25 protein-coding genes and 6 pseudogenes are annotated in these 24,430 nt (G+C 68.5%); 17 read left to right on the plus strand and 14 right to left on the minus strand.

Going from position 1 to position 24,430, the window contains the following annotated elements; genetic code table 11:
* Positions 1-31: 31 nt before the first annotated feature.
* The 4 genes and pseudogenes from FRZ33_RS17910 to FRZ33_RS01875 form a co-directional block, all read right to left on the minus strand.
* Positions 32-346, minus strand: a pseudogene (locus tag FRZ33_RS17910) (ATP-binding protein); the annotation flags it as partial.
* A complete protein-coding gene (gene istA / locus FRZ33_RS01870) occupies positions 343-1,593 on the minus strand; it encodes an IS21 family transposase (RefSeq protein WP_146907253.1) in 1,251 nt (416 codons plus the stop codon). The pseudogene FRZ33_RS17910 and the gene istA, both read right to left, overlap by 4 nt.
* A 101-nt stretch (positions 1,594-1,694) precedes the next feature.
* A pseudogene (locus FRZ33_RS17520) lies at positions 1,695-1,875 on the minus strand (IS3 family transposase); the annotation flags it as partial.
* Positions 1,821-2,048 (minus strand): transposase, encoded by a 228-nt coding sequence (locus tag FRZ33_RS01875; RefSeq protein ID WP_146907256.1) that lies wholly within the window; start codon positions 2,046-2,048, stop codon positions 1,821-1,823. The gene FRZ33_RS01875 and the pseudogene FRZ33_RS17520, both read right to left, overlap by 55 nt.
* A 168-nt stretch (positions 2,049-2,216) precedes the next feature.
* Here FRZ33_RS01875 and FRZ33_RS01880 point away from each other — a divergent pair, with 168 nt between their 5' ends.
* The 9 genes and pseudogenes from FRZ33_RS01880 (at position 2,217) to FRZ33_RS01915 (ending at position 5,933) form a co-directional block, all read left to right on the plus strand.
* Positions 2,217-2,510, plus strand: a complete 294-nt coding sequence (locus tag FRZ33_RS01880; protein WP_227978010.1) for a GNAT family N-acetyltransferase — start codon at positions 2,217-2,219, stop codon at positions 2,508-2,510.
* Positions 2,511-2,535: 25 nt separating this feature from the next.
* Positions 2,536-2,661, plus strand: a complete 126-nt coding sequence (locus FRZ33_RS17525; RefSeq protein WP_425480622.1) for a hypothetical protein — start codon at positions 2,536-2,538, stop codon at positions 2,659-2,661.
* 107 nt (positions 2,662-2,768) lie between these two features.
* Positions 2,769-3,095, plus strand: coding sequence for a hypothetical protein (locus FRZ33_RS01885; RefSeq protein ID WP_146907258.1), 327 nt, complete (start codon positions 2,769-2,771; stop codon positions 3,093-3,095).
* A 76-nt stretch (positions 3,096-3,171) separates the two neighbouring features.
* Complete coding sequence (locus FRZ33_RS01890) at positions 3,172-3,573, plus strand: hypothetical protein (RefSeq protein ID WP_146907260.1); 402 nt, start codon at positions 3,172-3,174, stop codon at positions 3,571-3,573.
* Positions 3,574-3,637: 64 nt separating this feature from the next.
* Positions 3,638-3,853, plus strand: coding sequence for a hypothetical protein (locus FRZ33_RS01895; protein WP_146907262.1), 216 nt, complete (start codon positions 3,638-3,640; stop codon positions 3,851-3,853).
* A gap of 26 nt (positions 3,854-3,879) precedes the next feature.
* Positions 3,880-4,254 carry a hypothetical protein gene (locus FRZ33_RS01900; RefSeq protein ID WP_146907264.1) on the plus strand — a complete coding sequence of 125 codons (375 nt, stop codon included), beginning with the start codon at positions 3,880-3,882 and terminating at the stop codon, positions 4,252-4,254.
* A complete protein-coding gene (locus FRZ33_RS01905) occupies positions 4,251-4,658 on the plus strand; it encodes a VOC family protein (RefSeq protein WP_146907266.1) in 408 nt (135 codons plus the stop codon). Before FRZ33_RS01900 ends, FRZ33_RS01905 begins: the two co-directional genes overlap by 4 nt.
* Positions 4,659-4,672: 14 nt before the next feature.
* Entirely contained in the window at positions 4,673-5,428 is a 756-nt protein-coding gene (locus tag FRZ33_RS01910; RefSeq protein ID WP_227978013.1) for a class I SAM-dependent methyltransferase, read from the plus strand.
* Positions 5,425-5,933 (plus strand): annotated as a pseudogene (locus FRZ33_RS01915) (hypothetical protein). Before FRZ33_RS01910 ends, FRZ33_RS01915 begins: the two are co-directional and overlap by 4 nt.
* 19 nt (positions 5,934-5,952) lie before the next feature.
* Here the strand turns inward: FRZ33_RS01915 and FRZ33_RS01920 are convergent.
* The 3 genes from FRZ33_RS01920 to gpmI all read right to left on the minus strand — a co-directional run bounded on the left by FRZ33_RS01920 (position 5,953) and on the right by gpmI (position 9,989).
* Positions 5,953-7,254, minus strand: coding sequence for a S41 family peptidase (locus FRZ33_RS01920; RefSeq protein WP_146907268.1), 1,302 nt, complete (start codon positions 7,252-7,254; stop codon positions 5,953-5,955).
* A gap of 41 nt (positions 7,255-7,295) precedes the next feature.
* Complete coding sequence (locus tag FRZ33_RS01925) at positions 7,296-8,102, minus strand: murein hydrolase activator EnvC family protein (RefSeq protein ID WP_146907270.1); 807 nt, start codon at positions 8,100-8,102, stop codon at positions 7,296-7,298.
* Positions 8,103-8,447: 345 nt separating this feature from the next.
* Positions 8,448-9,989, minus strand: a complete 1,542-nt coding sequence (gene gpmI, locus FRZ33_RS01930) for a 2,3-bisphosphoglycerate-independent phosphoglycerate mutase (protein ID WP_146907272.1) — start codon at positions 9,987-9,989, stop codon at positions 8,448-8,450.
* Between the two features lie 122 nt (positions 9,990-10,111).
* On the opposite strand from gpmI, the gene FRZ33_RS01935 reads away from it, so the two are divergent.
* On the plus strand, positions 10,112-10,840 hold the full coding sequence (locus tag FRZ33_RS01935; RefSeq protein WP_146907274.1) for a DUF4097 family beta strand repeat-containing protein: 729 nt from the start codon (positions 10,112-10,114) through the stop codon (positions 10,838-10,840).
* Between the two features lie 147 nt (positions 10,841-10,987).
* Positions 10,988-12,733, plus strand: a complete 1,746-nt coding sequence (locus tag FRZ33_RS01940; protein ID WP_146907276.1) for a M28 family metallopeptidase — start codon at positions 10,988-10,990, stop codon at positions 12,731-12,733.
* Positions 12,734-12,805: 72 nt separating this feature from the next.
* Here the strand turns inward: FRZ33_RS01940 and FRZ33_RS01945 are convergent, their stop codons facing one another.
* The 5 genes and pseudogenes from FRZ33_RS01945 to ubiE form a co-directional block, all read right to left on the minus strand.
* On the minus strand, positions 12,806-13,315 hold the full coding sequence (locus FRZ33_RS01945) for a DUF1993 domain-containing protein (protein ID WP_146907278.1): 510 nt from the start codon (positions 13,313-13,315) through the stop codon (positions 12,806-12,808).
* 40 nt (positions 13,316-13,355) lie between these two features.
* Positions 13,356-14,573 (minus strand): MFS transporter, encoded by a 1,218-nt coding sequence (locus FRZ33_RS01950; RefSeq protein ID WP_146907280.1) that lies wholly within the window; start codon positions 14,571-14,573, stop codon positions 13,356-13,358.
* 138 nt (positions 14,574-14,711) lie between these two features.
* A complete protein-coding gene (locus tag FRZ33_RS01955) occupies positions 14,712-15,677 on the minus strand; it encodes an alpha/beta fold hydrolase (protein ID WP_146907281.1) in 966 nt (321 codons plus the stop codon).
* Between the two features lie 4 nt (positions 15,678-15,681).
* Positions 15,682-17,518 (minus strand): annotated as a pseudogene (locus FRZ33_RS01960) (M1 family metallopeptidase); the annotation flags it as partial.
* Between the two features lie 558 nt (positions 17,519-18,076).
* Positions 18,077-18,835 (minus strand): bifunctional demethylmenaquinone methyltransferase/2-methoxy-6-polyprenyl-1,4-benzoquinol methylase UbiE, encoded by a 759-nt coding sequence (ubiE, locus tag FRZ33_RS01965; RefSeq protein WP_146907283.1) that lies wholly within the window; start codon positions 18,833-18,835, stop codon positions 18,077-18,079.
* Positions 18,836-18,984: 149 nt separating this feature from the next.
* On the opposite strand from ubiE, the gene FRZ33_RS01970 reads away from it, so the two are divergent.
* From FRZ33_RS01970 to FRZ33_RS01995, 6 genes and pseudogenes are all read left to right on the plus strand, one after another.
* Positions 18,985-19,266, plus strand: a complete 282-nt coding sequence (locus FRZ33_RS01970; RefSeq protein ID WP_227978015.1) for an ArsC/Spx/MgsR family protein — start codon at positions 18,985-18,987, stop codon at positions 19,264-19,266.
* Between the two features lie 120 nt (positions 19,267-19,386).
* Positions 19,387-19,925 (plus strand): annotated as a pseudogene (gene hslV, locus FRZ33_RS01975) (ATP-dependent protease subunit HslV).
* Entirely contained in the window at positions 19,925-21,262 is a 1,338-nt protein-coding gene (hslU, locus tag FRZ33_RS01980; protein WP_146907285.1) for an ATP-dependent protease ATPase subunit HslU, read from the plus strand. The pseudogene hslV and the gene hslU overlap by 1 nt, the downstream one beginning before the upstream one ends.
* A gap of 69 nt (positions 21,263-21,331) precedes the next feature.
* The gene (locus tag FRZ33_RS01985) at positions 21,332-21,898 is read left to right on the plus strand and encodes an RNA polymerase sigma factor (RefSeq protein ID WP_146907287.1); all 567 of its coding nucleotides are present in this window, start codon (positions 21,332-21,334) and stop codon (positions 21,896-21,898) included.
* Positions 21,898-22,476 (plus strand): hypothetical protein, encoded by a 579-nt coding sequence (locus tag FRZ33_RS01990; RefSeq protein ID WP_146907289.1) that lies wholly within the window; start codon positions 21,898-21,900, stop codon positions 22,474-22,476. The genes FRZ33_RS01985 and FRZ33_RS01990 overlap by 1 nt, the downstream gene beginning before the upstream one ends.
* A gap of 9 nt (positions 22,477-22,485) precedes the next feature.
* The gene (locus FRZ33_RS01995) at positions 22,486-22,842 is read left to right on the plus strand and encodes a gamma-butyrobetaine hydroxylase family protein (protein ID WP_146907291.1); all 357 of its coding nucleotides are present in this window, start codon (positions 22,486-22,488) and stop codon (positions 22,840-22,842) included.
* Position 22,843: 1 nt separating this feature from the next.
* Here the strand turns inward: FRZ33_RS01995 and xerC are convergent, their stop codons facing one another.
* Both xerC and FRZ33_RS02005 read right to left on the minus strand, forming a co-directional pair.
* Positions 22,844-23,743 carry a tyrosine recombinase XerC gene (gene xerC / locus FRZ33_RS02000; protein ID WP_146907293.1) on the minus strand — a complete coding sequence of 300 codons (900 nt, stop codon included), beginning with the start codon at positions 23,741-23,743 and terminating at the stop codon, positions 22,844-22,846.
* Positions 23,740-24,416: pseudogene (locus FRZ33_RS02005) on the minus strand (DUF484 family protein). The gene xerC and the pseudogene FRZ33_RS02005 overlap by 4 nt, the downstream one beginning before the upstream one ends.
* Positions 24,417-24,430: the final 14 nt, after the last annotated feature.

Genomic DNA, 24,430 nt, shown 5'->3' on the forward strand with positions numbered 1-24,430 from the left:
CCGACGCCGGGCGGGCCTGGATCAGCACCGTCTCGGCGGCGCGGATGAAGGCGCAGGTGGCCAGGGTATCGATGCGCGAGCGCTCGATCGCCGGCTGGAACGCGAAGTCGAAGTCGGCCAGGGTCTGGCCGCTGGGCAGGCTCGAGAGGCGCAGCGCGGTGCGCACGCGGCGGCCTTCGCGGGCCTGGTGTTCGGCATCGAGCAGCGCGTCGAGGACCGCGTGCGGCGCCTGGCCCTCCTTGACCGCCTCGCTGAGCACGGGTTCGAGCTGGTCGGCGGCGTGGGCCAGGCCCAGTCCGAGCAGGCGTTCGCGGGTGCGGTCGAGGTCGAGCTTGCGCCGGCTCATCGGGCCACCTCCGCCAGGGCGGCGTAGAGGTCCAGGGGCCGGTGCTGGACCGGCATCGCGGCCAGTTCCTGCAGCCTTCGCCCCATCCGTCCCAGCGGCGTCGGGGCCTGCACGGTCGCGGTACTGGGGCCCTCGTAGTGCGCGGGATCGAGCAGCACGCGGCAATCGGTGTGGCGCGGATGCTGGGCGATGATCTGCTGGTCGGCCAGCACCTGTACGCAGCCGGCGGCGCCGCGCACTTCGACGGGGCGATCCAGATACGCGAACGGCACCGAGTACTGGCGGCCTTCGAAGGCGACCAGCCCGTCGCGGCCGACGCGGCGGGTGGCGACGTGGTCGAACGGGGCCGGCAGGATCGGCAACGGGGCCAGGGCCGGGCGTTCGGCCTGCCAGGCGTCGAACACGCTGCTGCCGGTGGCCGGACAGCGGCGACGGCGGGCGCTGTCGCGCAGGGCGTCGTCGGTGGCCGCCTGCAGCTGGTCGACGCTGTCCCAGGCTTGGCGGGCCAGGTCGACGCCGCGATGCGTGCGCACCGCGCGTTCCACCTTGCCCTTGTGTTCGGGGCTGTAGGGCGCGCAGGCATCGACGTGGAAGCGCACGGTGGTGGCATAGCGGCGGTAGCTGTCGTTGAGCTGGCCCCAGGCGCCGGCACCCCGGACCACGGCGGTCTTGGTGTTGTCCACCCGCAGTACCGCCGGGATGCCGCCGACGCGCTCGAACGCGGCGTTGTGCGCGGCCAGCCAGCACAGACTGTCTTGGGCCGGCATCCAGACCACGGCGCCGAAGCGCGAGTGCGAGAGCACCAGGTGGAAGGCGTGCAGCGTCACCGCCTGGCCGGCGACGACCATGCGCGGGAACTGCGCCCAGTCGACCTGCGCCTGCGCACCGGGCGGCGTCTCCACCCGGCGGCGGGCCCGCCGGGGCGGCGGCGGGTAGCGGTCGGCGACGAAGCGCTGCACCGAGCGCAGGCTGCCGGTGTAGCCGTGCTCCGCGGCCAGCCACGCGTGCAGCGCGGCGAGGTTGCTGCGGTCGTGGTGCGCCATCCAGTGCGCGATCGCGTCGGCGGCGACCAGCGCGTGGCGCGGCTGGTGGGCACGCCCGTCCAGGGCGCCGGCCGCCTGCCGGGCCAGGTGGTAGCGGACGGTGCCTTCGCTGAGGTCGAGCTGGCGGGCGATGGCCCGCCGGGGCAGCCCCTTGGCTGCCAGGGTCTTGATCGTCATGCGGATCTCCAGATCGGTGGTCGCCACGCCCGCTCCCGTCCAGGACGAAAGCCAACGAGGCTACGGGGTCGACCCGGAGGTGCGTAAATCTGGGTGTCGCCTTAGCGGCAGATTAGGTGTCGCCTTACAACATCCAGGCAGCGGCACATCATCCCCACCGGGTATTCGCTGCGGCAACGCTCGATCACCGTGTACCGCTCGGTGACTGCTTCGCGAAGAACGTTGCCGCGTCTCTTAAAAATCCCGCTCCTTCGTCACCCGACCCAGCTCGCGCTTGAGGCGGGCGAGCTCTTCATCGCGGGGCGTGCCACCCCAGGAAAGGCCTTGGTTCCGCCGGCGTCGGCTTCCCGCACCCAGCGGGTCAGCAAGGCCGGGTTGACCCCGACCTCCAGGGCGATCTGGCGGCAGCTGGACTTCGACCGGCGGACCAGTTCAACCAGCTCGTGCTTGTACTCCGGGCTGTAACGCTTGCGCTTGGACATGGACACTCCTTTTCCCCAGTATGGGGCTTAGTGGAAGTGTCCGCAGAATCGGGGTAGAACCCTAGCGGCACCTGACAACTCACTCAAGCCGACGCCTTCGGCGCGGCTTAACCAAGGCGTCAGGCCACGCAAGCGTTTCCCCAGCGGTTCGACACAAAGGAGACCCTGATGGCTATCACCATTCGCCCTGTCTCTCCCGCCGACCACGATCAGTGGGAGGTACTTTATTCAGGCTATGCCGACTTTTACAAAGTGCACCAGACGCCAGAGATGCGCGCTACCGTCTGGTCCTGGCTGAACGACAACTCGCACGAGCTGGAAGGGTTTGTTGCCGTGAACGAGGCAGGCGGGATTGTCGGCATCGCGCACTACCGTCCATTCTCCCGCCCGCTCTCGGCAACCGTGGGCGGATTATGGACGATCTGTTCGTTAGCCCGCGGCGCGCGGACAGCAAGCAGGTAAACAGTTGATCGCCGCCATTGCACAAGTGGGGCGGGAGCGGAAGTGGTCGGTCATACGCTGGTTGACGGCCGAAGACAACTACCGCGCCAGGAGCTCGTACGACAAAATTTCCACCCGGACGAACTTCCTTACTTACGACCTCAAGCTTTAATCCTCGGCCTAACAAATCATTCTGGCCGAAGCCGCTTCGCGGCACGGCTCAACCAGGACGCCAGGTGCCACATGCAAGACATAAGTCGCAACTTGAGTCCAGGCAGAGTGGTTATTGTCGGCACCCTCGTCGTCAATGTTCCTGTGCTGACCCTATTGTTTGGCCCGGGCTTTGCTGCCACCCGGCTTGGATATGAAGACTGGTTCCTCTACATCCTCGCGGCTTCTTTCTTCACCGCATGGAGTTGGTGGTCGTTTGCGTTGCCGCGATGGCGGCTTTGGGCCTACGAACGCGTAAAGAGTACTGGCGCGGTCCATGCCAGAGCGCTCGCTGCAGGTTTGGTCTGGCCCCGGGGCAGCCTCCTGACGCGGACGGAGTTCCAGAATGCCGACATGCGCAATCGTCAACTAGAGCTCGAGCGTGATTTTCCCTAGGCTGGAACCTGACAGATCATTCAAACCGACGTCTTCGGCGCGGCTCAACCCAAGGCCTTGGCCTACAAAGGTATTTATGCGGGCTCTCATCATTGTTGCCACCATGGCGCTTGGCATTCTTGCGATGCCTTCTTCCGCCTCCTTTACCAAGAAGACCGTTGACACGCGATTCGTTGGATTCTGGGAACTTGATTTCGACGAGGACGGAACCCAACGGGACACGATGGAGTTCACCGCGGATGGAAGGTATGTAATGCATGGCACGAGTTGCGAAATCATGCAGAGCTTTCCGTACCACGTCCATCGCGGCGACCTGTTCGTAGCCCTTCACGTTCCCGGGAAGGGGCCGATTGCGATGGTCTTCCACAGAAACAAGGATGGACGCTTGAGCTTTACTTCGCCGCGAACGCGCCAGAACGCTTACTACAAGAAACTGACCACCAATCCATGCATTGCAGCCGCCGTGGATCCTGACTAGTCATTCAAGCCGACGCATACGGCGCGGTTCAACAAAGGCACCAGGCCTGATCGGGGAGATTTCCATGGATTTCAAAGCAGTTGTTTTCGCCATCATCGGCGTGCTGGTTGCCGCCTTCTACGGCCTCGAGTCCGCACTTTCGTTCCAGGCAAACGGAGTCACCGCTCCCCTGTTCGTCAAACTCGCCATCTGCGGCGCCGGCGTCTACTTCTGCTTCCGCAATGCAATGCGTGTCCGCAAGGGCGGAGCGGGCAGCGACTCGGCCAAGGCGACTGAATGACCACACCGCCCACACTCTGGACAAGGATGTTCCTGTGGTTCCGGCGCCTGGTCATCCTTGTCCTCGCCGGGCTGCTGATCTTCCACCACAGCCTGATGCTCTACGAAATATATGTGCAGCCCGGCAACAGTGCGCACACCCTCTTCGACCATGTGCAGTCGGTCTGTCGCTTTCTGATCACCGTGAGTCTGCTGCTTGTCGTCTTTGGCGTCCGCCGGGCGCTGTGGGGGATGTGGTTCAGTATCGGCGGACTCGTGGCAACGCAGTATTGGGCCCATTTCGGCGACCTGCCCGTCGCCTTCACTGAAGGCAGGCATGCACTCTCCTACCTGAAAGGGTTCATCTTCCCGACCATCATCACCTTGGCGTTCCACTCCCCGGGCCGGCGGGGCATTTCATGATTCAAGCCGTATTCCACCTTTCGTTTCCGGTGCGCGACCTCGCCGCCGCCAAGACGTTCTATTGCGACCTGCTCGGCGCCACGGTGGGTCGGGACACCGGGCAATGGGCCGATATCGTGTTGTTCGGGCACCAGCTGACCTTGCATGAGCGCCCCGAACAGGTGCTGCCGCCCGAGCAACGCGGCGTTCGCCACTTCGGCGCCATCCTTGCCTGGCGGGAATGGGAAGCGCTCGGCGCATCGCTGCAGGGAAAGGGCTGCGCTTTCCTGCGTCCGCCGACCCTCATCGACCCGGGCACGGCGCAAGAGCACGGCAAGATGCTGCTCTGCGACCCCAGCGACAACGTGATCGAGATCAAGGCCTACCGGGACGTCTCCGGCGTTCTGGGCGCGGCGCAACCATGACGCGCTACTGACCCATGCCCCGCGACCGCCTGATCCACAGCTGGACCGCCAACGCCGCCGCGTGGACGGCGGCGGTGCGCGGGGGCCGGATCGAAAGCCGGCGGCTGGTGACGGATTCGGCCATCGTGGCGGCCGTGACGGCCCTCGCGCCACGACGCGTGCTGGACGTCGGCTGCGGCGAAGGCTGGCTGTGCCGGGCACTGATGACGCAAGGCGTGGAGGCCGTGGGCATCGACGTCTCCGCGCCGCTGGTCGAAGCCGCACGCGCGGCGGGGCCCGGACGCTACGAAGTGATGGCCTACGAAGAACTGCGCGACGCACCGGTCCGGATCGGCACTTTCGATGCGGTGGTCTGCAATTTCGCCCTGCTCGACCAGGACATCGTGCCGATGCTGGCGGACCTGCGCGCCCTGCTGGCACCGGGCGGCCGGCTGCTGGTCCAGACCGTGCACCCTGGAGCGCCTGCGGCGACGAGCCCTATCGCGACGGCTGGCGGCTGGAGACCTTCGCCGGCTTCGGCGACCAGGTGTTCCCGGAGCCGATGCCCTGGTATTTCCGCACCCTGGCCTCGTGGCTGGCGGCGCTGGAGGCAGGCGGGTTCGCCCAGGTCACGGTGGCCGAACCGGCCCATCCCGACACGGCGCGCCCGCTGTCCCTGCTGCTGGTCGCCACGCCGGCCGTCTGAACCCTGCCACCGCCCGGCCCCGGGCTGTGCCAGCATTCAGCCAGAACGGCCGATGATCCGGACGGGTCCGGGAGAACCACGATGAACAAACCGCTATTCGCCGCCCTGGCACTGGCCGCGACACTGGCCGGCTGCGCGGGCACTTCCACCGTGATGACGGGCCAGGCCCGTCCGCCGATCGATCCGTCGCAGGTGCGCATCTACCGTACCCTGCCGCCGGATTCGGTGGAAATCGCACAGCTCGAATCCACCAGCGGTATCGGTTTCGGCACCCAGGGCAGACCGATGCGGTCATCGCCCGACTCAAGCGCGAAGCCGCGGCCCTGGGCGCCAATGGCGTGATCCTGATGGGCATGGGCACTGGCGGTTCGCCGGTGGACATGTCGGTGGGTGCCGCGTCCTACGGCAGCAACGGCGGTGCCGGCCTGTCCATGGGCATCCCAACCCAGCAGAAGTACGCGGCTGGCATGGCCATCTATGTGCCGCCGGCGGGGCCGGACACTTCCCGGCATTACGCGCCGCCCGAGAACTACGGGCCGGCCACGCCCGAAACGTCGGACAGCGACACCGGCGCGCCGCCGGAAGACTGATCGCCCCGGAATCCGCCGATCAGCCGCCGTCGGCGGATTTCGCGGATACCGTACGCTGCGTGGACTTGAGCCGCGCCAGCGCCTGGGCGATCACCGCGTCGCCCTGGATCACTTCGCCGCGGGCATAACCATCGCCCACTTCTTCGTCGCCACGCAGGTGGCCCGGCAGGTCCTGTTCGCGCAGGCCGCGGCTGGCTTCGCCGCGCACCTCCACGTCGGGGCGGATGCCACGCGCCTGGATGGACTTGCCGCTGGGCGTGTAATAACGCGCGGTGGTGAGCTTGACCGAGTCGCCGTTCTCCAGCGGCACCACGGTCTGCACCGAACCCTTGCCGAAGGTGCGGCTGCCCATCACGGTGGCGCGGTCGTGGTCGCCCAGCGCGCCGGCCAGCACTTCGGCAGCGCTGGCGGTGCCGGCGTCCACCAGCACGATCACCGGCGCGCCGATCAGCAGGTCGCCCGGCTTGGCGTGGTAGCGCGCGTTGGAGTACGGCAGGCGGCCGCGGGTGCTGACGATCAGGCCTTCCTCCAGCAGCGCGTCTGCGGCTTCGACCGCGGCGTTCAACAGGCCGCCGGGATTGCTGCGCAGGTCCAGCACCAGGCCCTGCAGCGGCCCGCCCTCGCCTTTCGACAGTTGGCGCAGGTGGCGGATCACTTCCGGCCCGGTCTCGGTCTGGAAGGTGCTGATGCGCAGGTAGCCGTAGCCGGGTTCGAGCAGGCGGCTGCTGACGCTGGTGACGCGGATGATCTCGCGGGTCATCACCAGTTCGCGCGGCACGGTTTCGCCGGCACGCACCAGGGTGACGGTGACCGGCGTGCCGGCCTCGCCGCGCAGGTCGCGGCTGGCGGCGTCGGCGCCGGTTCGGGCCAGTGGCTGGCCATCAATGGCGATGATCAGGTCGCCGGCGCGCAGGCCGGCGCGCTGGGCCGGCGTGCCGTCGATCGGCGACACGACCAGGATGCTGCCGTCGGCGCGTTGTTCGATTTCGACACCGACGCCGGAATACGCACCCTCGGTCTGTTCCTGCAGGTCCTCGGCTTCTTCCTGCTCGAGGTAGGCGCTGTGCGGGTCGAGGTCGGCCAGCAGGCCGCGCAGTGCGGCCCGCATCAGTTCCTGGTCGTCGAGCGGTTCGACGTAGGCGTCCTTGATGGCGCGATAGACGGCGACGTAGCGCTGGATTTCTTCCAGCGGCACGGTGCGCGGCGCGGGTTCGGCCAGCACAGGCGCATCGGCTTCGGCGAGCTCGTCGACATCCAGTTCGGACTGGGCGACGGCCAGCGGGGCCAGGGTGGACAACAGCAGGATCGGGAAGAGGCGCATGCGCCGATTATGCCCGTCCGCCACCCGGGCGGCGCGTGAAATCAGGGCCGCAGCCAGGGTTTGGGGTCCTGCGGCTGGCCGTTGCGGCGCAGTTCGAAATACAGCGCCGGGCGGCCCTGGCCGCCGGAGCTGCCGACCGTGGCCAGCGGTTCGCCGCTGCGCACCCAGTCGCCGACGTCCTTGAGCAGGGCGTCGTTGAAGGCGTACAGGCTCATCCAGCCGTCGCCGTGATCAATGATGGTCAGCAGGCCGTAACCCTTGAGCCAGTCCGAATAGGCCACCCGGCCCGGCGCCACCGCGCGCACCTCGGCGCCGGCGGTGCCGGCGATCAGCAGGCCGTCGCTGGGGCGGCCGTCGGGCAGGCGGCCGCCGAAGGCCGCCAGGGCGGTACCAGCCAGGGGACGGCCCAGTTGGCCGCGGCGGCTGGCGAACGGCCGGTTGTCGTCCACCTGGCGCGGGATGTCGGCGACGGCGTCGCGCAGTTGTTCGAGCAGCTTGAGCACGGCCTTCTCGTCGCGGCCGAGGGCGGCCAGGCGGGCAGCGCGGTCCTTGAACTGCGACTCGACCGTGGCCAGTACGCCGGCGCGTTCGCCGCGTTGGGCCTCCAGCGCGTCCAGTTCGGTCTGCTGCTGCAGGCGCGCGGCTTCCAGGATCTGGCGCTGGTCGGTGATCTGCTGGGCAACGGCGGCCAGTTCGCGCAGTTCGGCCAGCAGGCCGGTGATGCGCTGCTGGCGGTCGGCCTGGAAATAGCGGTGGTAGGCCAGCACGCGGGCCAGGTCGCTCATGCGGTCCTGGGCCAGCAGCAGTTTCAGCTGTTCGTGGCGGCCGAGCGCGTAGGCCGAACGCACCAGCGCGGCCAGCGCCTCGCGCTGTTCGGACAGGCCGGCTTCGAGCGTGGTCTTTTTCCCTCGAGCTGCTGCAGCTCGATTTCCCAGTGGCGATGCCGGCTTCGGTGCGGCGCAGGGCGCGCACGGCTTCGTTCACCTGGCCGTCGGCGGCGCGCAGGGCCTTGGCGGCGTCGCCGCGTTCGGCTTCCAGGTCGCGCTGTTCTTTCGCGATCGCCTTGATCTGGCTGCGCAGGGTGTCCAGGCGCTGCTGGGCGGCGGCTTCCTTCTGCGCGCGTTCCGGTGCGCCCTGGGCGAAGGCGGCGGGCGCGGCCAATGCCAGCGCGATCAGCAGCGCGGTCGTGCGGATCAAGCCAGGGTCACCAGCGGGCGGCCGGTCATTTCCGGCGGCTGCGGCAGGCCCAGCAGCGCCAGCATCGTCGGCGCGATGTCGCGCAGGGCACCGCCTGTTCGCAGCTGTGCCCGGCGGCCGAAATAGACGAAGGGCACCGGGCCGACGGTGTGCGAGGTGTGCGCCTGGCCGGTGTCCGGGTCGCGCATCATCTCGAGGTTGCCGTGGTCGGCGGTGACGATCATCTCGCCGCCGACGCTTTCCAGCGCGATGCGGATCGCGCCCAGTGCGTCGTCCACCGCTTCGGCGGCCTTCACCGCGGCGGCCAGGATGCCGCTGTGGCCGACCATGTCGGGGTTGGCGACGTTGCAGATGATCACGTCGTGTTTGCGCGCGCGGATGTCGTCGGTGAGCCGGGCGGTGAGCAGCGGCAGGTTCATCTCCGGCTGCAGGTCGTAGGTGGCGACCTTGGGCGACGGGATCAGCGCGCGTTCCTCACCGTCGACCAGCGCTTCGCGGCCGCCGGACATGAAGAAGGTGACGTGGGCGTATTTTTCGGTCTCGGCGATGCGCAGCTGGCTCAGGTCGTGGGCGGCGAGCACGTCGCCCAGGGTGTTGCGCAGGTCTTCTGGCGCGAAGGCGACCGGTGCTGGCAGTTTGGCGTCGTATTCGGTCAGGCAGACAAATCGCGAGAGCGCGATCGGGCGCGGTTTGGCGAAGTCGCTGAAACCGGGCGAGACGAACACCGAGGCCAGCTGGCGCGCGCGGTCGGCGCGGAAGTTCATGAACACCACGGCGTCGCCGTCGCGCATCGGCCGGTGGCCGGTGATGACGGTGGGTTGCACGAACTCGTCGTTTTCGTCGCGGCCGTAGGCGGCGTGCAGGGCGGTGATCGCGTCCGAGGCGGTGTCGTCGGCATCGGCTTCGGCCATCGCGCGATAGGCGCGTTCGACGCGGTCCCAGCGCTGGTCGCGGTCCATGGCCCAGTAGCGGCCGCTGACGGTGGCGATGCGGGCGTCGCTGCCTTCGGCGCAGATCGCGGCCAGTTTCTCCAGGCTCGGTTCGGCCGAACGCGGCGGCGTGTCGCGGCCGTCGAGGAAGGCGTGCACGGCGATGTCGGCCACGCCTTCGCGGCGGGCCAGTTCGATCATCGCGAACAGGTGGTCTTCGTGGCTGTGCACGCCACCCGGCGACAGCAGGCCGAACAGGTGCAGGGTGCCGCCGGCGGACTTCGCGGCCTGGCAGGCGGCGACCAGTTCGGCATTGGCGTAGAAGCTGCCGTCCTCGATCGCGGCGTCCACGCGGGTCAGGTCCTGGTAAACGATGCGGCCGGCGCCGATGTTCATGTGCCCGACTTCGGAATTGCCCATCTGGCCGTCCGGCAGGCCGACGTGGCGGCCTTCGGTGTGCACCAGTGTGTGCGGGCAGTCGGCCAGCAGGCGGCGCCAGTTCGGCAACCGGGCCTGGGCCAGGGCGTTGTCCGTGGGGTCCTCGCGGTGGCCCCACCCGTCGAGGATCAGCAGCAGCAGGGGTTTGGGGCGGGGCTGGGCGGCGGACAAGGCGGACTCCGGGACGAATGGCACGGGGAATTGTAGCCCCGGCGGGGAGACTGGTCCTGCCCGCGCTTAAACCCTTCGCGCGGCTCCCGCATCCCAGCGGGGAATTCCACAGGAGCCACCCCATGCGTATCCGCAAGCTGACGTCCCTGATTTCCCTGTCCCTGGTCCTGGCCGCCGGTCCGGCGCTGGCCCAGCAGAACATCGACAAGGTGTTCGGCGGCATCACCGCCGAGGCCGGCCAGGAGTACGGCTCGCTGGAGTCGGTCAACGGCGGCATCACCATCCGCGAAGGCGCCACGGTGCGCAGCGCGGAAACCGTCAACGGCGGCATCACCATCGACGACAAGGCCCGGGTCGGCAGCGCCGAGGCCGTGAACGGCGGCATCAGCCTGGGCACCGAGGCCACGGCCCGCTCGGTCGAGACCGTCAACGGTGGCATCAAGCTGGACGAACGCGCCCAGGTCGAAGACGACGTCGAGACCGTCAACGGTGGCATCAAGCTGGATGAAAAGGCCCGTGTCGGCGGCGACGCCGAGACTGTCAACGGCGCGATCAGCCTGATCGGCGCCGAGGTCGGCGGCGGCATCACCACCACCAACGGCGACATCACCCTGGCCCGCGGCGCCGCCGTGCGCGGCGGCATCCTGGTCGAGAAGCCGCAGAGCGGCTGGTGGAGCAACGACCGCAACCGCAAGCCGCGCATCGTGATCGGCGCCAACAGCGTGGTCGGCGGGCCGCTGGTGTTCGAACGCGAGGTCGAGCTGTTCGTGCACCCGACCGCGAAGATCGGCGCGGTAACCGGCGCCACGGCCCAGGCCTTCACCGACGACCTGCCGCCGCGCGAAGACTGACTGAACAAGCCGAACCAGGTTCATTTTCTTTCTGCCTGAGACGCTGTCTCAGGCAGAAAGAAAATGAACCTGGTTCGATGCGGGTCGGGCGTCGGCCCCTGCGAAGTGGCTAGAATCGGGGTTCCCCGCCTCCGAGGAACCCCAGGAATGAAGCACACCCTGCTATTTGCCGCCGCCACGCTGGCCCTGGCGGCCTGCAGCCCTGCACCGGAACCGTCGGCGTCCGCCGACCCGGTCGCCCAGGCCCCCGCCGCTTCCGAACACGGCTTCGGGCCCGAAATCTCCGCCGAAGACTTCGCCGCGCATGTGAAAGTGCTGGCCTCCGACGAATTCGGCGGCCGCGCCCCGGGCACCGACGGGGAACAGAAGACCGCCGACTACCTGGTGGCCCAGTTCCAGCGCCTCGGCCTGCAGCCGGGCAATGGCGAAAGCTGGTTCCAGGACGTGCCGATGGTCGAGACCACGGCCGATGAAAGCACCTCCAGCGCCACCATCACGCTCAATGGCGCGGCCCAGCCGCTGGCCTTCGGCACCCAGATGGCCCTGGGCACGCGCACCGCGCAGCCGGAAGTGAAGGTGGATGCCAGCGAGATGGTGTTCGTCGGTTACGGCGTGAATGCGCCGGAAGCCAACTGGAACGACTACGCCGACCTGGACGTGAAGGGCAAGACCGTCGTCATCCTGGTCAACGACCCGGGTTTCCACGCCGGTGACGAGCAGCTCTTCAGCGGCAAGAAGATGACCTACTACGGCCGCTGGACCTACAAGTACGAAGAGGCCGCGCGCCAGGGCGCCGCCGCCGCGCTGATCATCCACGACGATGCCGGTGCCGGTTACGGCTGGGACGTGGTGAAGAACAGCTGGTCCGGCGCGCAGTACGACCTGCCCGCCAGTGCCGACCCGGAACCGCGCCTGCCGATGCAGGGCTGGATCACCGGCGAGGTGGCCAGCAAGCTGTTCGCCGATGCCGGCCTGGACCTCGACGCGCTGCGCGCCGCCGCCAACAAGCCCGGCTTCACCGCCGTGGACCTGGGCGATGCCAGCTTCAGCGCCACGCTCAACAGCACGATCAAGGAATCGAGCTCGCGCAACATCCTGGCCAGGCTGCCCGGCAGCGAACGCCCGGACGAGGCCATCGTCTATACCGCGCACTGGGACCACCTGGGTGACCACAGCGCCACCCATGGCGGCGACAAGGCCGCGGATGCCGCCGCCACCGAAGGCGAGGACCACATCTACAACGGCGCCATCGACAATGCGACCGGCGTCGCCGGCGTGCTGGAGATCGCCGAGGCCTTCACCGTGCAGGACCCGAAGCCGGCGCGTTCGGTGGTGTTCCTGCTGGTGACGCTGGAGGAGTCGGGCCTGCTGGGTTCGAAGTACTACGCCGCCAATCCGGTGATCCCGCTCAAGGACACCGTCGCGGTGGTGAACCTGGACGCGATGAGCGTCGTGGGTCCGACCAAGGACTTCGTGGTGATCGGGCTGGGCAACAGCGAACTCGACGACGTGCTCAAGCCGATCGCCGAAGCACAGGGCCGCGTGCTGGTGGAAGAGGACGGCGTCGAGAAGGGTTATTTCTTCCGCTCCGACCACTTCAGCTTCGCCAAGTTCGGCGTGCCGGCGCTTTACGCCAAGGGCGGCATCGACCACGTCGAGAAGGGCGCCGACTTCGGCCGCCAGGTGCAGGCCGACTACACCTCGGTGCGCTACCACAAGGCCGCGGACGAGTACGACCCGGAATGGGACCTGCGTGGCGTGATGCAGGACCTGACCGCGCTGTACGGCGTGGGCCGCGAACTGGCCGGCAACGAGGCCTGGCCGAACTACGTCGAGGGCAATGCCTTCAAGGCGGCGCGCGACGCGTCGCGGGCGGAAGCCGCCGCGAACTGAGCGTCACCCGTGCGACAACGGAAAAGGCCGCGCACTGCGCGGCCTTTTCTTTTCAGCCGGAAATCACCGGGCTCAGTACTTGCCCATGAAATCCTTCTTGCCGATCTCCACGCCGCCGTGGCGCAGCAAGGCATAGCTGGTGGTGACGTGGAAGAAGAACTGAGGCAGGCCGTAGTTCAGCAGGTAGGCCTGGCCCTCGAGCCGGCGTTCCTTGGGCGTGCCGGGGCGCAGCAAGATCTCGCGGGTGCCGGCCCCTTCGAACGCCGCGGCGTCGAGGCTGCCGATGAACTCCACGGTGCGGGCGATGCGCGCCTGCAGGTCGTCGAAATTCTTTTCGTTGTCCTCCCAGGCCGGCACGTCGGCACCGGCGAGGCGGGCGCTGACGCCCTTGGCGAAATCGCAGGCGATCTGCACCTGGCGTTGCAGCGGGAACATGTCCGGGAACAGGCGCGACTGCAGCAGCGCGTCGGGTTCGATCTTGCGTTCGGCGGCGTGGGCCGCGGCCTTGGCCAGCACGTCGGCGAGACCGCCGAGCAGCTGGGTGAACACGGGAACGGAAGCAGTGTGCAGGGAAAGGGACATGGGCGACTCGTGCGGGAAGAAAGCGCGATGGTACGCCGGTTCAGGCCGGCTGCGGCTCGGCGTGCACGATGCGCGCCTCGCGGATCGGCAGGTTGACGATCGCCGCCATCAGCGCCAGCGCGATGTCGGCGTACCACATCCAGGTGTAGTCGCCGAAACGCGTGAAGGCGAGGCCGCCCAGGTAGGCGCCCAGGAAACCGCCGATCTGGTGCGAGAACAGCGTCAGTCCGAACAGCGTGGCCAGGTAACGCACGCCGAAGAGTTTGCCGACGATGGCCGCGGTCGGCGGCACCGTCGCCAGCCAGGTGAACCCCAGGCCGGCGGCGAACAGGTAGAAGGTCAGGTCCGTGCGCGGCGCCATCAGGTAGAGCGCGATCAGCAGCGCGCGCGAAGCGTACATCCACGCCAGCACGTACTTGCTGCGGTATTTCGACACCCACGCGCCCGCGAACAGGCTGCCGACGATGTTGGCCAGGCCGATGATCGCCAGCGACCAGCTGGCCACCGACGGCGGCAGGCCGCACAGCTCCACCTCGCCCGGCAGGTGCGTGACCAGGAAGGCGATATGGAAACCGCAGGTGAAAAAGCCCAGGTGCAACAGCAGGTAGCTGCGGTCGCGCAGGGCGCCGGACATCGCATTCACCACGCCGGTGTCGCCGGCCTGTTTGGGCATCGGGATCGGCGCGCTGCGTGTCAGGCGGCCGATCATCGGCAGCGCCGCGAGGGTCATCAGCGCCAGCGACCACATCGCCCCCATCCAGCCGAAGGCCTGGATGAGCTTCTGCAGGATCGGCGCGAACACGAACTGTCCGAACGAGCCGCCGGCATTGATCACGCCCGAAGCCGCACCACGCGCTTCCGGCGGCAGCCGCTGCGCCGCGGCGCCGATCAGCACCGAGAAGCTGCCGGCACCGGAACCGATCGCCGACAGCAGGCCCAGCGACACGATCAGCCCGAAGCCGCTGCCCATGAACGGCGTTACCGCACTGCCCAGCGCCAGCAGCAGCACGCCGGCGATCAGCACCACGCGTGGACCGTAGCGGTCGGCCGCGGCACCGGCGATCGGCTGCACCGCGCCCCAGCTGAACTGGCCGATGGCCAGGGCCAGGCTGATCGCGGCGATGCCCAGGCCGGTGCTGTCGTCCATCGGTCCGATGAACAGGCCCATGGACTGGCGCGCGCCCATGGTGATCATCAGCACGCCGGCCGCGGCCAGGGTCGTGATCAGGATCTCGCGGGTGCCTAGGGCCTTGAACATGGGCGGGAGCCGGCGCGCCGGCGGGCGGGAGGATGGCGCAGCTTAGGCCCGGTCCCGACCCCGGAACAGAGCCAAATCCGCATCACTGTGTGGCGCCTGGCGGTTCTGGCGCCGTGGGTGGCCCGGCCCGGAACCCGACTAGCCGCCGGAGCGGACGGATCCGAGGAACTGCGAGAGCGCTTCCGACACCTGGCGCGGCTGCGCCATCAACGGCATGTGCCCGCAGCCCGACAGGATCACCGTGGTGCTGTCGCGAAGGCCGCGGCGGAAAGTTTCGGCGGCACTGACGTCGATCACCTTGTCGTCCCGGCACCACAGCAGCAGGGTCGGCGCCTGGATGCGGGCCAGTTCGGTCTCCAGAACCAGGGCGTCGGGCCCACGGCCGATCTGGTCCAGCACCTGCTGCTCGAAGGCGGCGTCGGCGCGGCGCCGGCGCGCCGGGGCTTCGTTCGCCGGCCACGGCACGAACGGCGGGTCGGTGAAGACGATGCCGAGGAAACGCTTGAGCTCGCCGCGCGTGGTCACCTGGTAGGGATTTTCACCGGCAAGCACGGCGTTGGCGAAGGCGTTCTCTTCGAAGGTGACGCCGGCCGACGACATCAGCGCGATGCGCTCGACGAGCTGCGGCTGCCGCGCCGCCAGCAGGCCGACGATCTGCCCGCCCATCGAGTGGCCGACCAGCAGCGCCGGCTTGCCCGGCAACGTGCCCAGGAACTCGGCCAGCCGCCGCATCTGCGCAACCGGGCCGTAGTCGGCGCCGGGCTGGCGTTCGCTGTCGCCCCAGCCCGGCAGGTCGGGCGCGACCAGACGGTAGGACTTGCCGAGTTCGCGCATCACCGGCAGCCAGTTTTCCTTGCTGCCGACGAAACCGTGCACCAGCACCAGCAGCGGCTTGTCCGGATCACCCGCTTCCAGCACCGACCAGCGGTGGCCGGCGACCTGCACCTCGCGCACCTCGGCGCCGGCCAGCCAGCGCTGGCGGGCAAATTCGGCTTCCAGCACACGCTCGGGCGCCGTCGCGGCAAAGCCGACCGCGCCCAGGACGAGCCCGAGCGAGGCGGCGAGCACGATCTTGCGCGGCCGGGCCGCGCGCCGGGCTTTCATCCGGTCACGGTGCCGGCGCGTTGCGGGCTTTTTCCAGCACCGTTTCCACCGAAGCGCTGGTGATGGGGTGGTAGCCGGGTTTGGCCATCCGGTAGATCTGGCTGGCGAAGGCCAGGCCGTCGGCGGTCTGCACCAGGGCCTCGTAGGTCGGCATGATCAGCTTGCGGCGGCCGATCTTGCGCAGGAACAGCGACATCGCCGGGCGCGCCTCGAAATATTCGCTGCGCACGGTCAGCGGATACCAGCGCTGGGCGATCTCGCCGTTGGCGGTGCCGGTGAAGCGGAAGGCCTGGTCCAGTTCGACCAGGCGCTCGGGATCGAGCGAGGCCGGCAGGCCTTCGAGGAAATACACCCACTCCTGCGTGGTCCAGGCGCCGACCTTGAGTTCACGCGCGGCGGTGCGACGCTTGAGCCAGGCTTCGCGGGTGGCGTCCACCGCGTCGAAACGCGGCGAGGCCGTCTGCGGCGCGAAGGCCGGGATGCCGGGCTCCGACAGCCAGGCCGTCAGTTCGGCATCGGTGACCAGGCCGGGGTGTTTGGCCATCAGCTCGCTGCGCAGGAAGGCGACGAACTGTTCGGTGCTCACGCTCTGGAAGGCGTGGCTGTCGAACCAGCTGCGCAGGAAGGGGTCGAACAGGTCGCGGCCATAGCGTTGTTAGGAACTGCAGGAACCACGCGCCCTTGTCGTAGGCGATCGAACCCAGTGCGTCTTCCGGATCGGAACCCGTGCGTGCCGGCAGCATCAGCACCTGCTGCTCGGCAGGAATGTCGGCCAGGTCCGCCTTCAGCCCGTTGCGGCTGTTGACGAACTCCATGTCGGCGCGCTCCTTGCCGTACAGCGCCTCGACGATGCGGTTCTCGACGTAGCTGGTGAAGCCCTCGTTGAGCCACATGTCCTTCCAGCTGGCATTGGTGACCAGGTTGCCGGACCAGGAATGCGCCAGTTCGTGCGCGATCAGCGACACCAGCGACTTGTCGCCGGCGATCACGGTGGGCGTGATGAAGCTGATGCGCGGGTTTTCCATGCCGCCGAACGGGAACGAGGGCGGCAGGATCAGCAGGTCGTAACGTTCCCAGCGGTAGGGGCCGTACAGCGATTCGGTGACCTCGATCATCTTCTCGGTGTCTTCGAACTCCTTCACCGCCTTGTCCACGGTGGCCGGCTCGGCCCAGACGCCGGCGCGGGCGGAGATCGGCTTGAACACCAGGTCGCCGGCGGCGATCGCCATCAGGTAGGACGAGATCGGCTGCGGCATCCTGAACGTGTAGTCGCCGTCGCGCGGCGCGGCCGGGTCGTTGTCGGCGCTCATCAGCGCCATCACGTCGGCCGGCGTGCGCACGCGCGCGGTGTAGGTGTAGCGCACCGACGGCGTGTCCTGCAGCGGCACCCAGCTGCGGGCGTGGATGGCCTGGGACTGGCTGAACATGAAGGGCGTCTTGCCGCCGGCGGTCATGGACGGCGCCAGCCACTGCAGGCCGGAGGCTTCGGGCGAGGTGGCGTAGGTGACGCGCACCTGTTCGTACTGGCGCGACAGGGTGATGGTGAGCTTACTGCCGAATCGGGCATCGCGTTCGGCCAGGGTGAAGTCCACGGCGCGCCACTTGCGCTTGCCGTTGCGGGCTTCGACGGCGGTGATGCTGAGGTCGCGGGTGTCGAGCACGAGGTCGCGCTGGTCTTCGTCGGCCCAGGCCAAGGTGTAGGTGGCGGTGCCGGCCAGCTGGCGTTTGTCGAAGTCCACCTGCAGGTCCAGGCCCAGGTCGGCGATCCGGACCTTGTCGGGCTGGGCGTAGGAGTGTTCGTCGGTGCGCCGGTCCTGGGCCAGGGCCGGCAGGGTGGCGGTCAGCAGGACGAGCAGGAGGGCAAGGCGGTGCATGGGCGGTTCCGGGCGGGTGGACCGCGCGATTCTAGCGCGGGCGGGGCGGGGGCGTCCGTGCCACCAAGGTCGGGGTTGGCGGTGGGCCGGGCTTGCTTCGCAAGTGGATCAAGGGCTCGTGGTCGGTTGATCCGGCGTGCGCCGCCCCGCATCGGTAGTGACCCCTGCCCGCCATTCGCAGCGGCGTCCTGCCCAGCGGATGGCGGCCGTTACGGCATCCTGCCTCCACTTCAGGGGTCACTACCGATGCGTGCCGTCGCCACGACTCATCTCCGCGAGCCGTTGAAACCCCACCCGTGCCCTCCGGTCACGAAGAGCAGGGATGCCGCAGGTGGCGAGCTCTCACGAACTCGATAGCCCGGCCCGGATGGTTCGCAGGCCGTCGTGCGTGAGGTCTTTTCCGGGGCTTCGAAAACATGGACGTTTTCGAAGAGCCCCCATGGATGGGTTCACGGCGTCCCCGGAAAAAGACCTCACGTACGGCGGCCTATCGCCTCGAACGATCCCGGCACAAACAACCCCCGGTCAGAGTTTGTAGCCGGAATGGATGGCGACGATGCCGGCGCTGAGGTTGCGGTAGTCGGTGCGTTCGAAACCGGCCGCCGACATCATGGCCTTGAGCTCGTCCTGCGGCGGGTGCTTGCGGATGGACTCGGCCAGGTACTGGTAACTGCCGGCATCGTTGGCGAACAGCTGGCCCAGGCGCGGCAGCACCTTGAAGGAATGGAAGTCGTAAACCGGGCGGAACCACTCGGGCTGCACCTGCGAGAACTCCAGCACCAGGGCGCGGCCGCCGACCTTGAGAACACGATGCATTTCCTTCAGCGCATTGGCCTTCTCGGTGACGTTGCGCAGGCCGAAGGCGATCGTGACCAGGTCGAAGCTGGCGTCGGGGAACGGCAATGCCTCGGCGTTGAGCTGCACGTATTCCAGTCCGCGCACCAGGCCGCGGTCGGTCAGGCGGTCGCGGCCGACGCCGAGCATGGCGGCATTGATGTCGCCCAGCACCACGCTGCCGGAGTCGCCCACGCGCTCGTGCAACAGCGCGGCGATGTCGCCGGTGCCGCCGGCCAGGTCGAGCACGCGGTCGCCGCGCTTCACGCCCGAGGTGCCGACGAAATAACGCTTCCACACGCGGTGGATGCCCAGCGACATCAGGTCGTTCATCAGGTCGTACTGGCGCGCGACCGAACTGAAGACCTGGCCGACCAGCTTCTTCTTCTCGGCCACCGGCACGTCGCGGAAGCCAAAATGGGTGGTGCCGTCGGGGGTCTTCTCGTCCATGCCGGCATTATAGATGCGGGGTCGGATGATCTTGACGTCTGAAACGTTAAGATCATCCGTCCCCGAAACCAGGTGACGAGCAATGTTGCGTTATTGGCATAACCCGCGCTGCAGCAAGTCCCGCGAAGGCCTGGCCCTGCTGGTCGGGCATGGCCTGCAGCCTGAGATCGTCGATTACCCTGGGCCAGCCGCCGACCGCGGCCCGGCTCAAGGGCCTGTTCAGGAAGCTGGGCGGTGACCCGCGCGAGCTGGTGCGGTTCAAGGAAGACGAGGCCCGCGACCTGGGCCTGTCACCCGATGACAAGCGTTCGGCCGCGGCCTGGGCCACCCTGCTGGCGGCGCACCCGCGCCTGATCGAGCGGCCGGTGCTGGAGACCGCGGACCGTGCGGTGATCGGGCGTCCGGCCGAACGCCTGTTGGAGCTGATCTGACCGGACAGGACCGGGCGCGCTGGACGCGCAACGTGCCGGAATTTCACGCCCCTGGCCTTCGGCCCGCTTGTAAGCTTGCGGGCCCGGCCCCATCCCGGGAGTTCCCCCAAGGAAGACCGCATGGACCCCACCGTTTTCCACGCCACCACCATCCTGTCCGTGCGCCGCGGCGACCGCGTCGTGGTCGCCGGCGACGGCCAGGTCACCTGGGCCACACCGTGATGAAGGCCAATGCCCGCAAGGTCCGGCGCCTGGCCGGCGGCAAGGTGCTGGCGGGTTTCGCCGGCGCGGCGGCCGATGCGTTCACCCTGTTCGAGGTGTTCGAGGCCAAGCTCGACAAACACGGCGGCAAACTGCTGCACGCCGCGGTCGAGATGGCCAAGGAATGGCGCACCGACCGCCGCCTGGGCAAGCTCGAGGCGCTGCTGGCGGTGGCCGACAAGGACAGCTCTCTGATCATCTCCGGCAACGGCGACGTGATCGAACCCGAGGACGGCCTGGTCGCGATCGGCTCCGGCGGCCCCTACGCCCTGGCCGCGGCACGCGCCCTGCTGCAGCACACCGACCTGGATGCCCGCGCCATCGCCGAAGCCTCGCTCAACGTCGCCGGCGACATCTGCATCTACACCAACCGCAATCTCGTGATCGAGGAACTGTGATGAGCCAGCTGACCCCGCGCGAGATCGTCGGCGAGCTCGACCGTTACATCGTCGGCCAGGCCGCGGCCAAACGCGCCGTCGCCATCGCCCTGCGCAACCGCTGGCGGCGCATGCAGCTCGACCCGGCGCTGCGCGACGAGGTGATGCCCAAGAACATCCTGATGATCGGCCCCACCGGCGTCGGCAAGACCGAGATCGCGCGCCGGCTGGCGGCGCTGGCGAACGCGCCGTTCGTGAAGGTGGAAGCCACACGATTCACCGAGGTCGGCTACGTCGGCAAGGACGTCGAGCAGATCATCCGCGACCTCGCCGACGGTGCGGTGAAGATGTTCCGCGAACAGGCCAAGGTGCGCGTGCGCACGCAGGCGGAAGAACGCGCCGAGGACCGCATCCTCGACGCGCTGCTGCCCAAGCGCCGTGGCCCGGGTTTCATGGTCGAGGTCGCGCCCGACGGCGAAAGCGACACGCGCAGCAAACTCCGCAAGCAGCTGCGCAGCGGCGAGCTGGACGACCGCGAGATCGAACTCGAACTCAGCCCGCCCACCGGCGGCATGGACATCATGACCCCGCCGGGCATGGAGGAAATGGGCCAGCAGCTGCGCCAGATGTTCCAGAACCTGGGCGGCGGCAGGGCGCAGAAGCGCAACGTGACCATCCAGGCGGCGCGACCGATGCTGGTCGAGGAAGAGGCCGCCAAGCTGGTGAACGAGGAGGATATCCGCACCCAGGCCATCACCGCCTGCGAACAGAACGGCATCGTCTTCATCGACGAGATCGACAAGGTGGCCAAGCGCCAGGACGAGATCGGCGGCGGTGGCGTCAGCCGCGAAGGCGTGCAGCGCGACCTGCTGCCGCTGGTCGAAGGTTCGACCGTCAGCACCAAGTACGGCGTGGTGCGCACCGACCACATCCTGTTCATCGCCTCGGGCGCCTTCCACCTGTCCAAGCCCTCGGACCTGATCCCGGAGCTGCAGGGCCGTTTCCCGATCCGTGTGGAGCTGACCGCGCTCAGCCGCGACGACTTCAAGCGCATCCTGACCGAACCGAAAAACGCGCTGACCCGGCAGTACATGGCGCTGCTGGCGACCGAAGGCGTGAACATCGGCTTCGACCCGGACGCCGTCGACCGCCTGGCCGAGATCGCTTTCCAGATCAACGAACGCCAGGAAAACATCGGCGCCCGCCGCCTGCACACGGTGCTGGAAAAGCTGCTCGAGAAACTCAGCTTCGAGGCCCCGGACAAGGGCGGGCTGTCGCTGATGGTGGACCGGGCCATGGTGGACGCCCAGCTCGGCGATGCCGTGAAGGACCCGGACCTGAGCCGTTACATCCTTTGATCCCGGCGATGGCTGTCAGGTTTTCCGCCCGGGCCCGGTCTACCGGACCGTGCCCCTATGGAAACCCGCATGCCCGCCGCCGCCCTCGCCCGCCTGCCAACGCCGCGCGCCCCTGCGCGGCCGGCGCCTGAGCCGGCCGTGACCACGGCATTGGTCGACATCGAGACCGTGCTGCGCGAGCACGGGTCGATGCTGGCGCGCATCGCCGGCAGCTACGAGTCCGAACACGCGCGCCGCGACGACCTGCTGCAGGAAATCACGATGGCGGTGTGGCGCGCCCTGCCGTCCTGGCGCGGCGACGCCTCGCTGCGCACCTTCGCGGCCCGCGTGGCGCACAACCGCGCCATCGACCACCTGGCCCGCGAAAAGCGCGCCCAGGGCGACGAACTCGACGAGCACCACCCCGACCCCGAAGCCAGTCCGCTGCGCCACGCCGAAGCCGAGCAGCGCCGCGAAGACCTGGTCGCCGCCGTGCGCCGGCTGCCGCTGGGCCAGCGCCAGGTGGTGGTGCTGGCGCTGGAAGGGTTCTCGCAGAACGAGATCGGCCAGGCCCTGGGCCTGGAGGACAACACCGTGGCGCAACGCCTGAGCCGCGCGCGCCGGCAGCTGCAGCAGTGGCTGCAAGGAGAGGGCTGATGGATCCGAACCTGGACTGGAAGGCCCTGGGCGATACGTGGCGCGGCCAGGCGGTGCCGACGATCGATGTCGACGCGATCGGCCGCGAGATCCGCCGTCGCGGCCGACGCCTGCGTTGGCTGGTCGCCTCCGAGGCGGTGATGACTGTGCTGATGGTCGCGCTTTGTGTGTGGATCGTGCTCCAGCCGGGCACGAGCACGATGGACCGCACCGTTTTCCTGGGGCTGGGCGTGGCGCTGGTCGTGTACCAGATCGGCGTGTTGTGGTTGCGCCGCCGCCAGCTGCGCGACGATGGGCGCAGCGTCGCCGACCTGGTGGACCTGGAGATCCGGCGCACGCGTTCGGGCATCACGTATTGGCGGATCAGCCTCTGGACCGCCATGGCGATGTGGCTGGCGCTGTCCCTGGTGGTCTGGTTCGATGCCAGCGACGCGCTGCGGGCGGGCTTCTGGCTGATGGTCGCCATCAACGCCCCGATCATGCTGGCCGCGGCGGTGTTCGTCTGGTGGCGTGGGCGGCGCTCGCTGGCGCGCATCGCCCGCTTCGAGGCGCTGCGCGAGCAGCTGCGCGCGCCCTAGAATGGCGGCATGTCGAACCCGCCCCGCCCCACCGACCTGATCCTGCACCAGGCCTCGCACGCGCTGGAAGTCGCCTTCGACGACGGCAGCCGTTTCCGCCTGCCCTGCGAATACCTGCGGGTGGAATCGCCCAGCGCCGAAGTGCAGGGCCATGGCCCCGGCCAGAAAGTGCTGGTGGCCGGCAAACGCGACGTCAACGTGCGCGCGATCGAACCGATGGGCAACTACGGCGTGCTGCTGCGCTTCGACGACGGCCACGACACCGGCATCTTCAGCTGGTCGCTGCTGCACGAACTCGGGCGCGAATACGAAGGCCGCTGGGCCGCCTACACCGCGGCGCTGGAAGCCGCCGGCAAATCCCGCTGAATCAGGGTTTTCGCTTCGCGCGCGGATGCGCGGCGTCGTAGACCTTGGCCAGGTGCTGGAAGTCCAGGTGGGTGTAGATCTGGGTGGTGGCGATGTCGGCGTGGCCCAGCAGTTCCTGCACGCCGCGCAGGTCGCCGCTCGATTCCAGTACGTGGCTGGCGAAGCTGTGCCGCAGCAGGTGCGGATGCACGCGCTTGAACAGTCCCTGCTGCATCGCCAGCTGGCGCAGCCGCACCTGCACCGTGCGCGGGCTGATCGGCCCACCGGCGCGTCCCGGGAACACCGGCGCGTCGGCCGCGGGTTTCGATTGTTCGCGCCAGGCCTGCAGCGCATCGCGCGCATGGCTGCCGACCGGAACCACGCGGGTCTTGCGGCCCTTGCCGGTCACCGTCACCAGGCCGTCGGCCAGCGCCAGTTCGCGCCAGCGCAGCGCGCACAGTTCCGACAGGCGCAATCCGGACGAATAGAACAGCTCCAGCATGGCGCGGTCGCGCAGGCCCATCGGCGTGTCGGCGGGCACTTCGACCAGGCGCGTCATCTCGTCGGCGTCGAGCACCTGCGGCAGTTTGCGCGGCGATTTCGGCGCGCGCAGGCCGCTGGCCGGGTCCAGTTCCGAGGTCTGGCTGCGGTTGAGCCAGCGGTAGAAGCTGCGCACCGCCGACAGCCGCCGCTGCAGGCTCTTGCCCGACAACCCGCGCCGGTGCGCGCCGGCGACATAACCACGCAGGGCTTCCTGGCGCAGGCGGCGCCAGTCGTCGAAACCCTGGTCCGACATCCAGGTGGCGAGATCGGTGAGGTCGCGCCGATAGGCGTCGAGCGTGTTCGGCGACAGCCGGCGCTCGATGCCGAGGTAGCCGAGGAACCCGGCCAGTTCGCACTGCAGCGGCGCGTCCGCGTTCATCCGCGCGGGTATCGCCCCAGGGCGGTGACCAGTGACTCGGCCATCAGCCGCAGGAACAGCGTGCCCATGCCCGGGAAGAACCGGTTCGGGTCCGAGCTGCCCACGCTGAGCATGCCGACACCGGCCAACGGCAGCAGCACCGACGAGGACGCGCGCTCCTGGCGGTCGCCGTACAGCAGGGCCAGCTTGTCCTGGTTGAGGCGGCCGCACAGCGGTTCATTGCCGGCCATGAAATCGCGGAACGGCGCCAGCGACGGGTCCTTCTCGGGGATCACCTGCAGCCAGTCGGCGTCCAGGCCTTCCACCGGATGGAACAGCACGACACGGACGACCTCGCCCTGGAAGTCCTCGCCCAGCACCGCGACCATGGTGCGCACGGTGTCGGCGGCGGAGCCGGCGCGCATCAGCGCCAGGCCCAGCTGGTGCGTGCGCACGGTCAGGCGCTCGTTTTCCTGGGCGTTGGCGAACAGCTCGTTCAGGCGCCGGGTCAGTTCGCGGTTCTTGTCGCGCAGCACGTCCAGCTGGTAGCTGGCCAGCGACGAGGCCTGCCCTTCCTCCTTGGGCACCACCAGCGACAGCGCCAGGTCCGGGAACTGGCCAGGAACTTCGGGTTGCGGCGCAGGAAGGTCGCCACTTCGTGGGCGCTCAGGCGTTCGTTCTTCTCTTCGATCATGTGCGGCTCCTGCT

The organism is Arenimonas daejeonensis (assembly GCF_007993735.1).
Lineage (GTDB): Bacteria > Pseudomonadota > Gammaproteobacteria > Xanthomonadales > Xanthomonadaceae > Arenimonas > Arenimonas daejeonensis.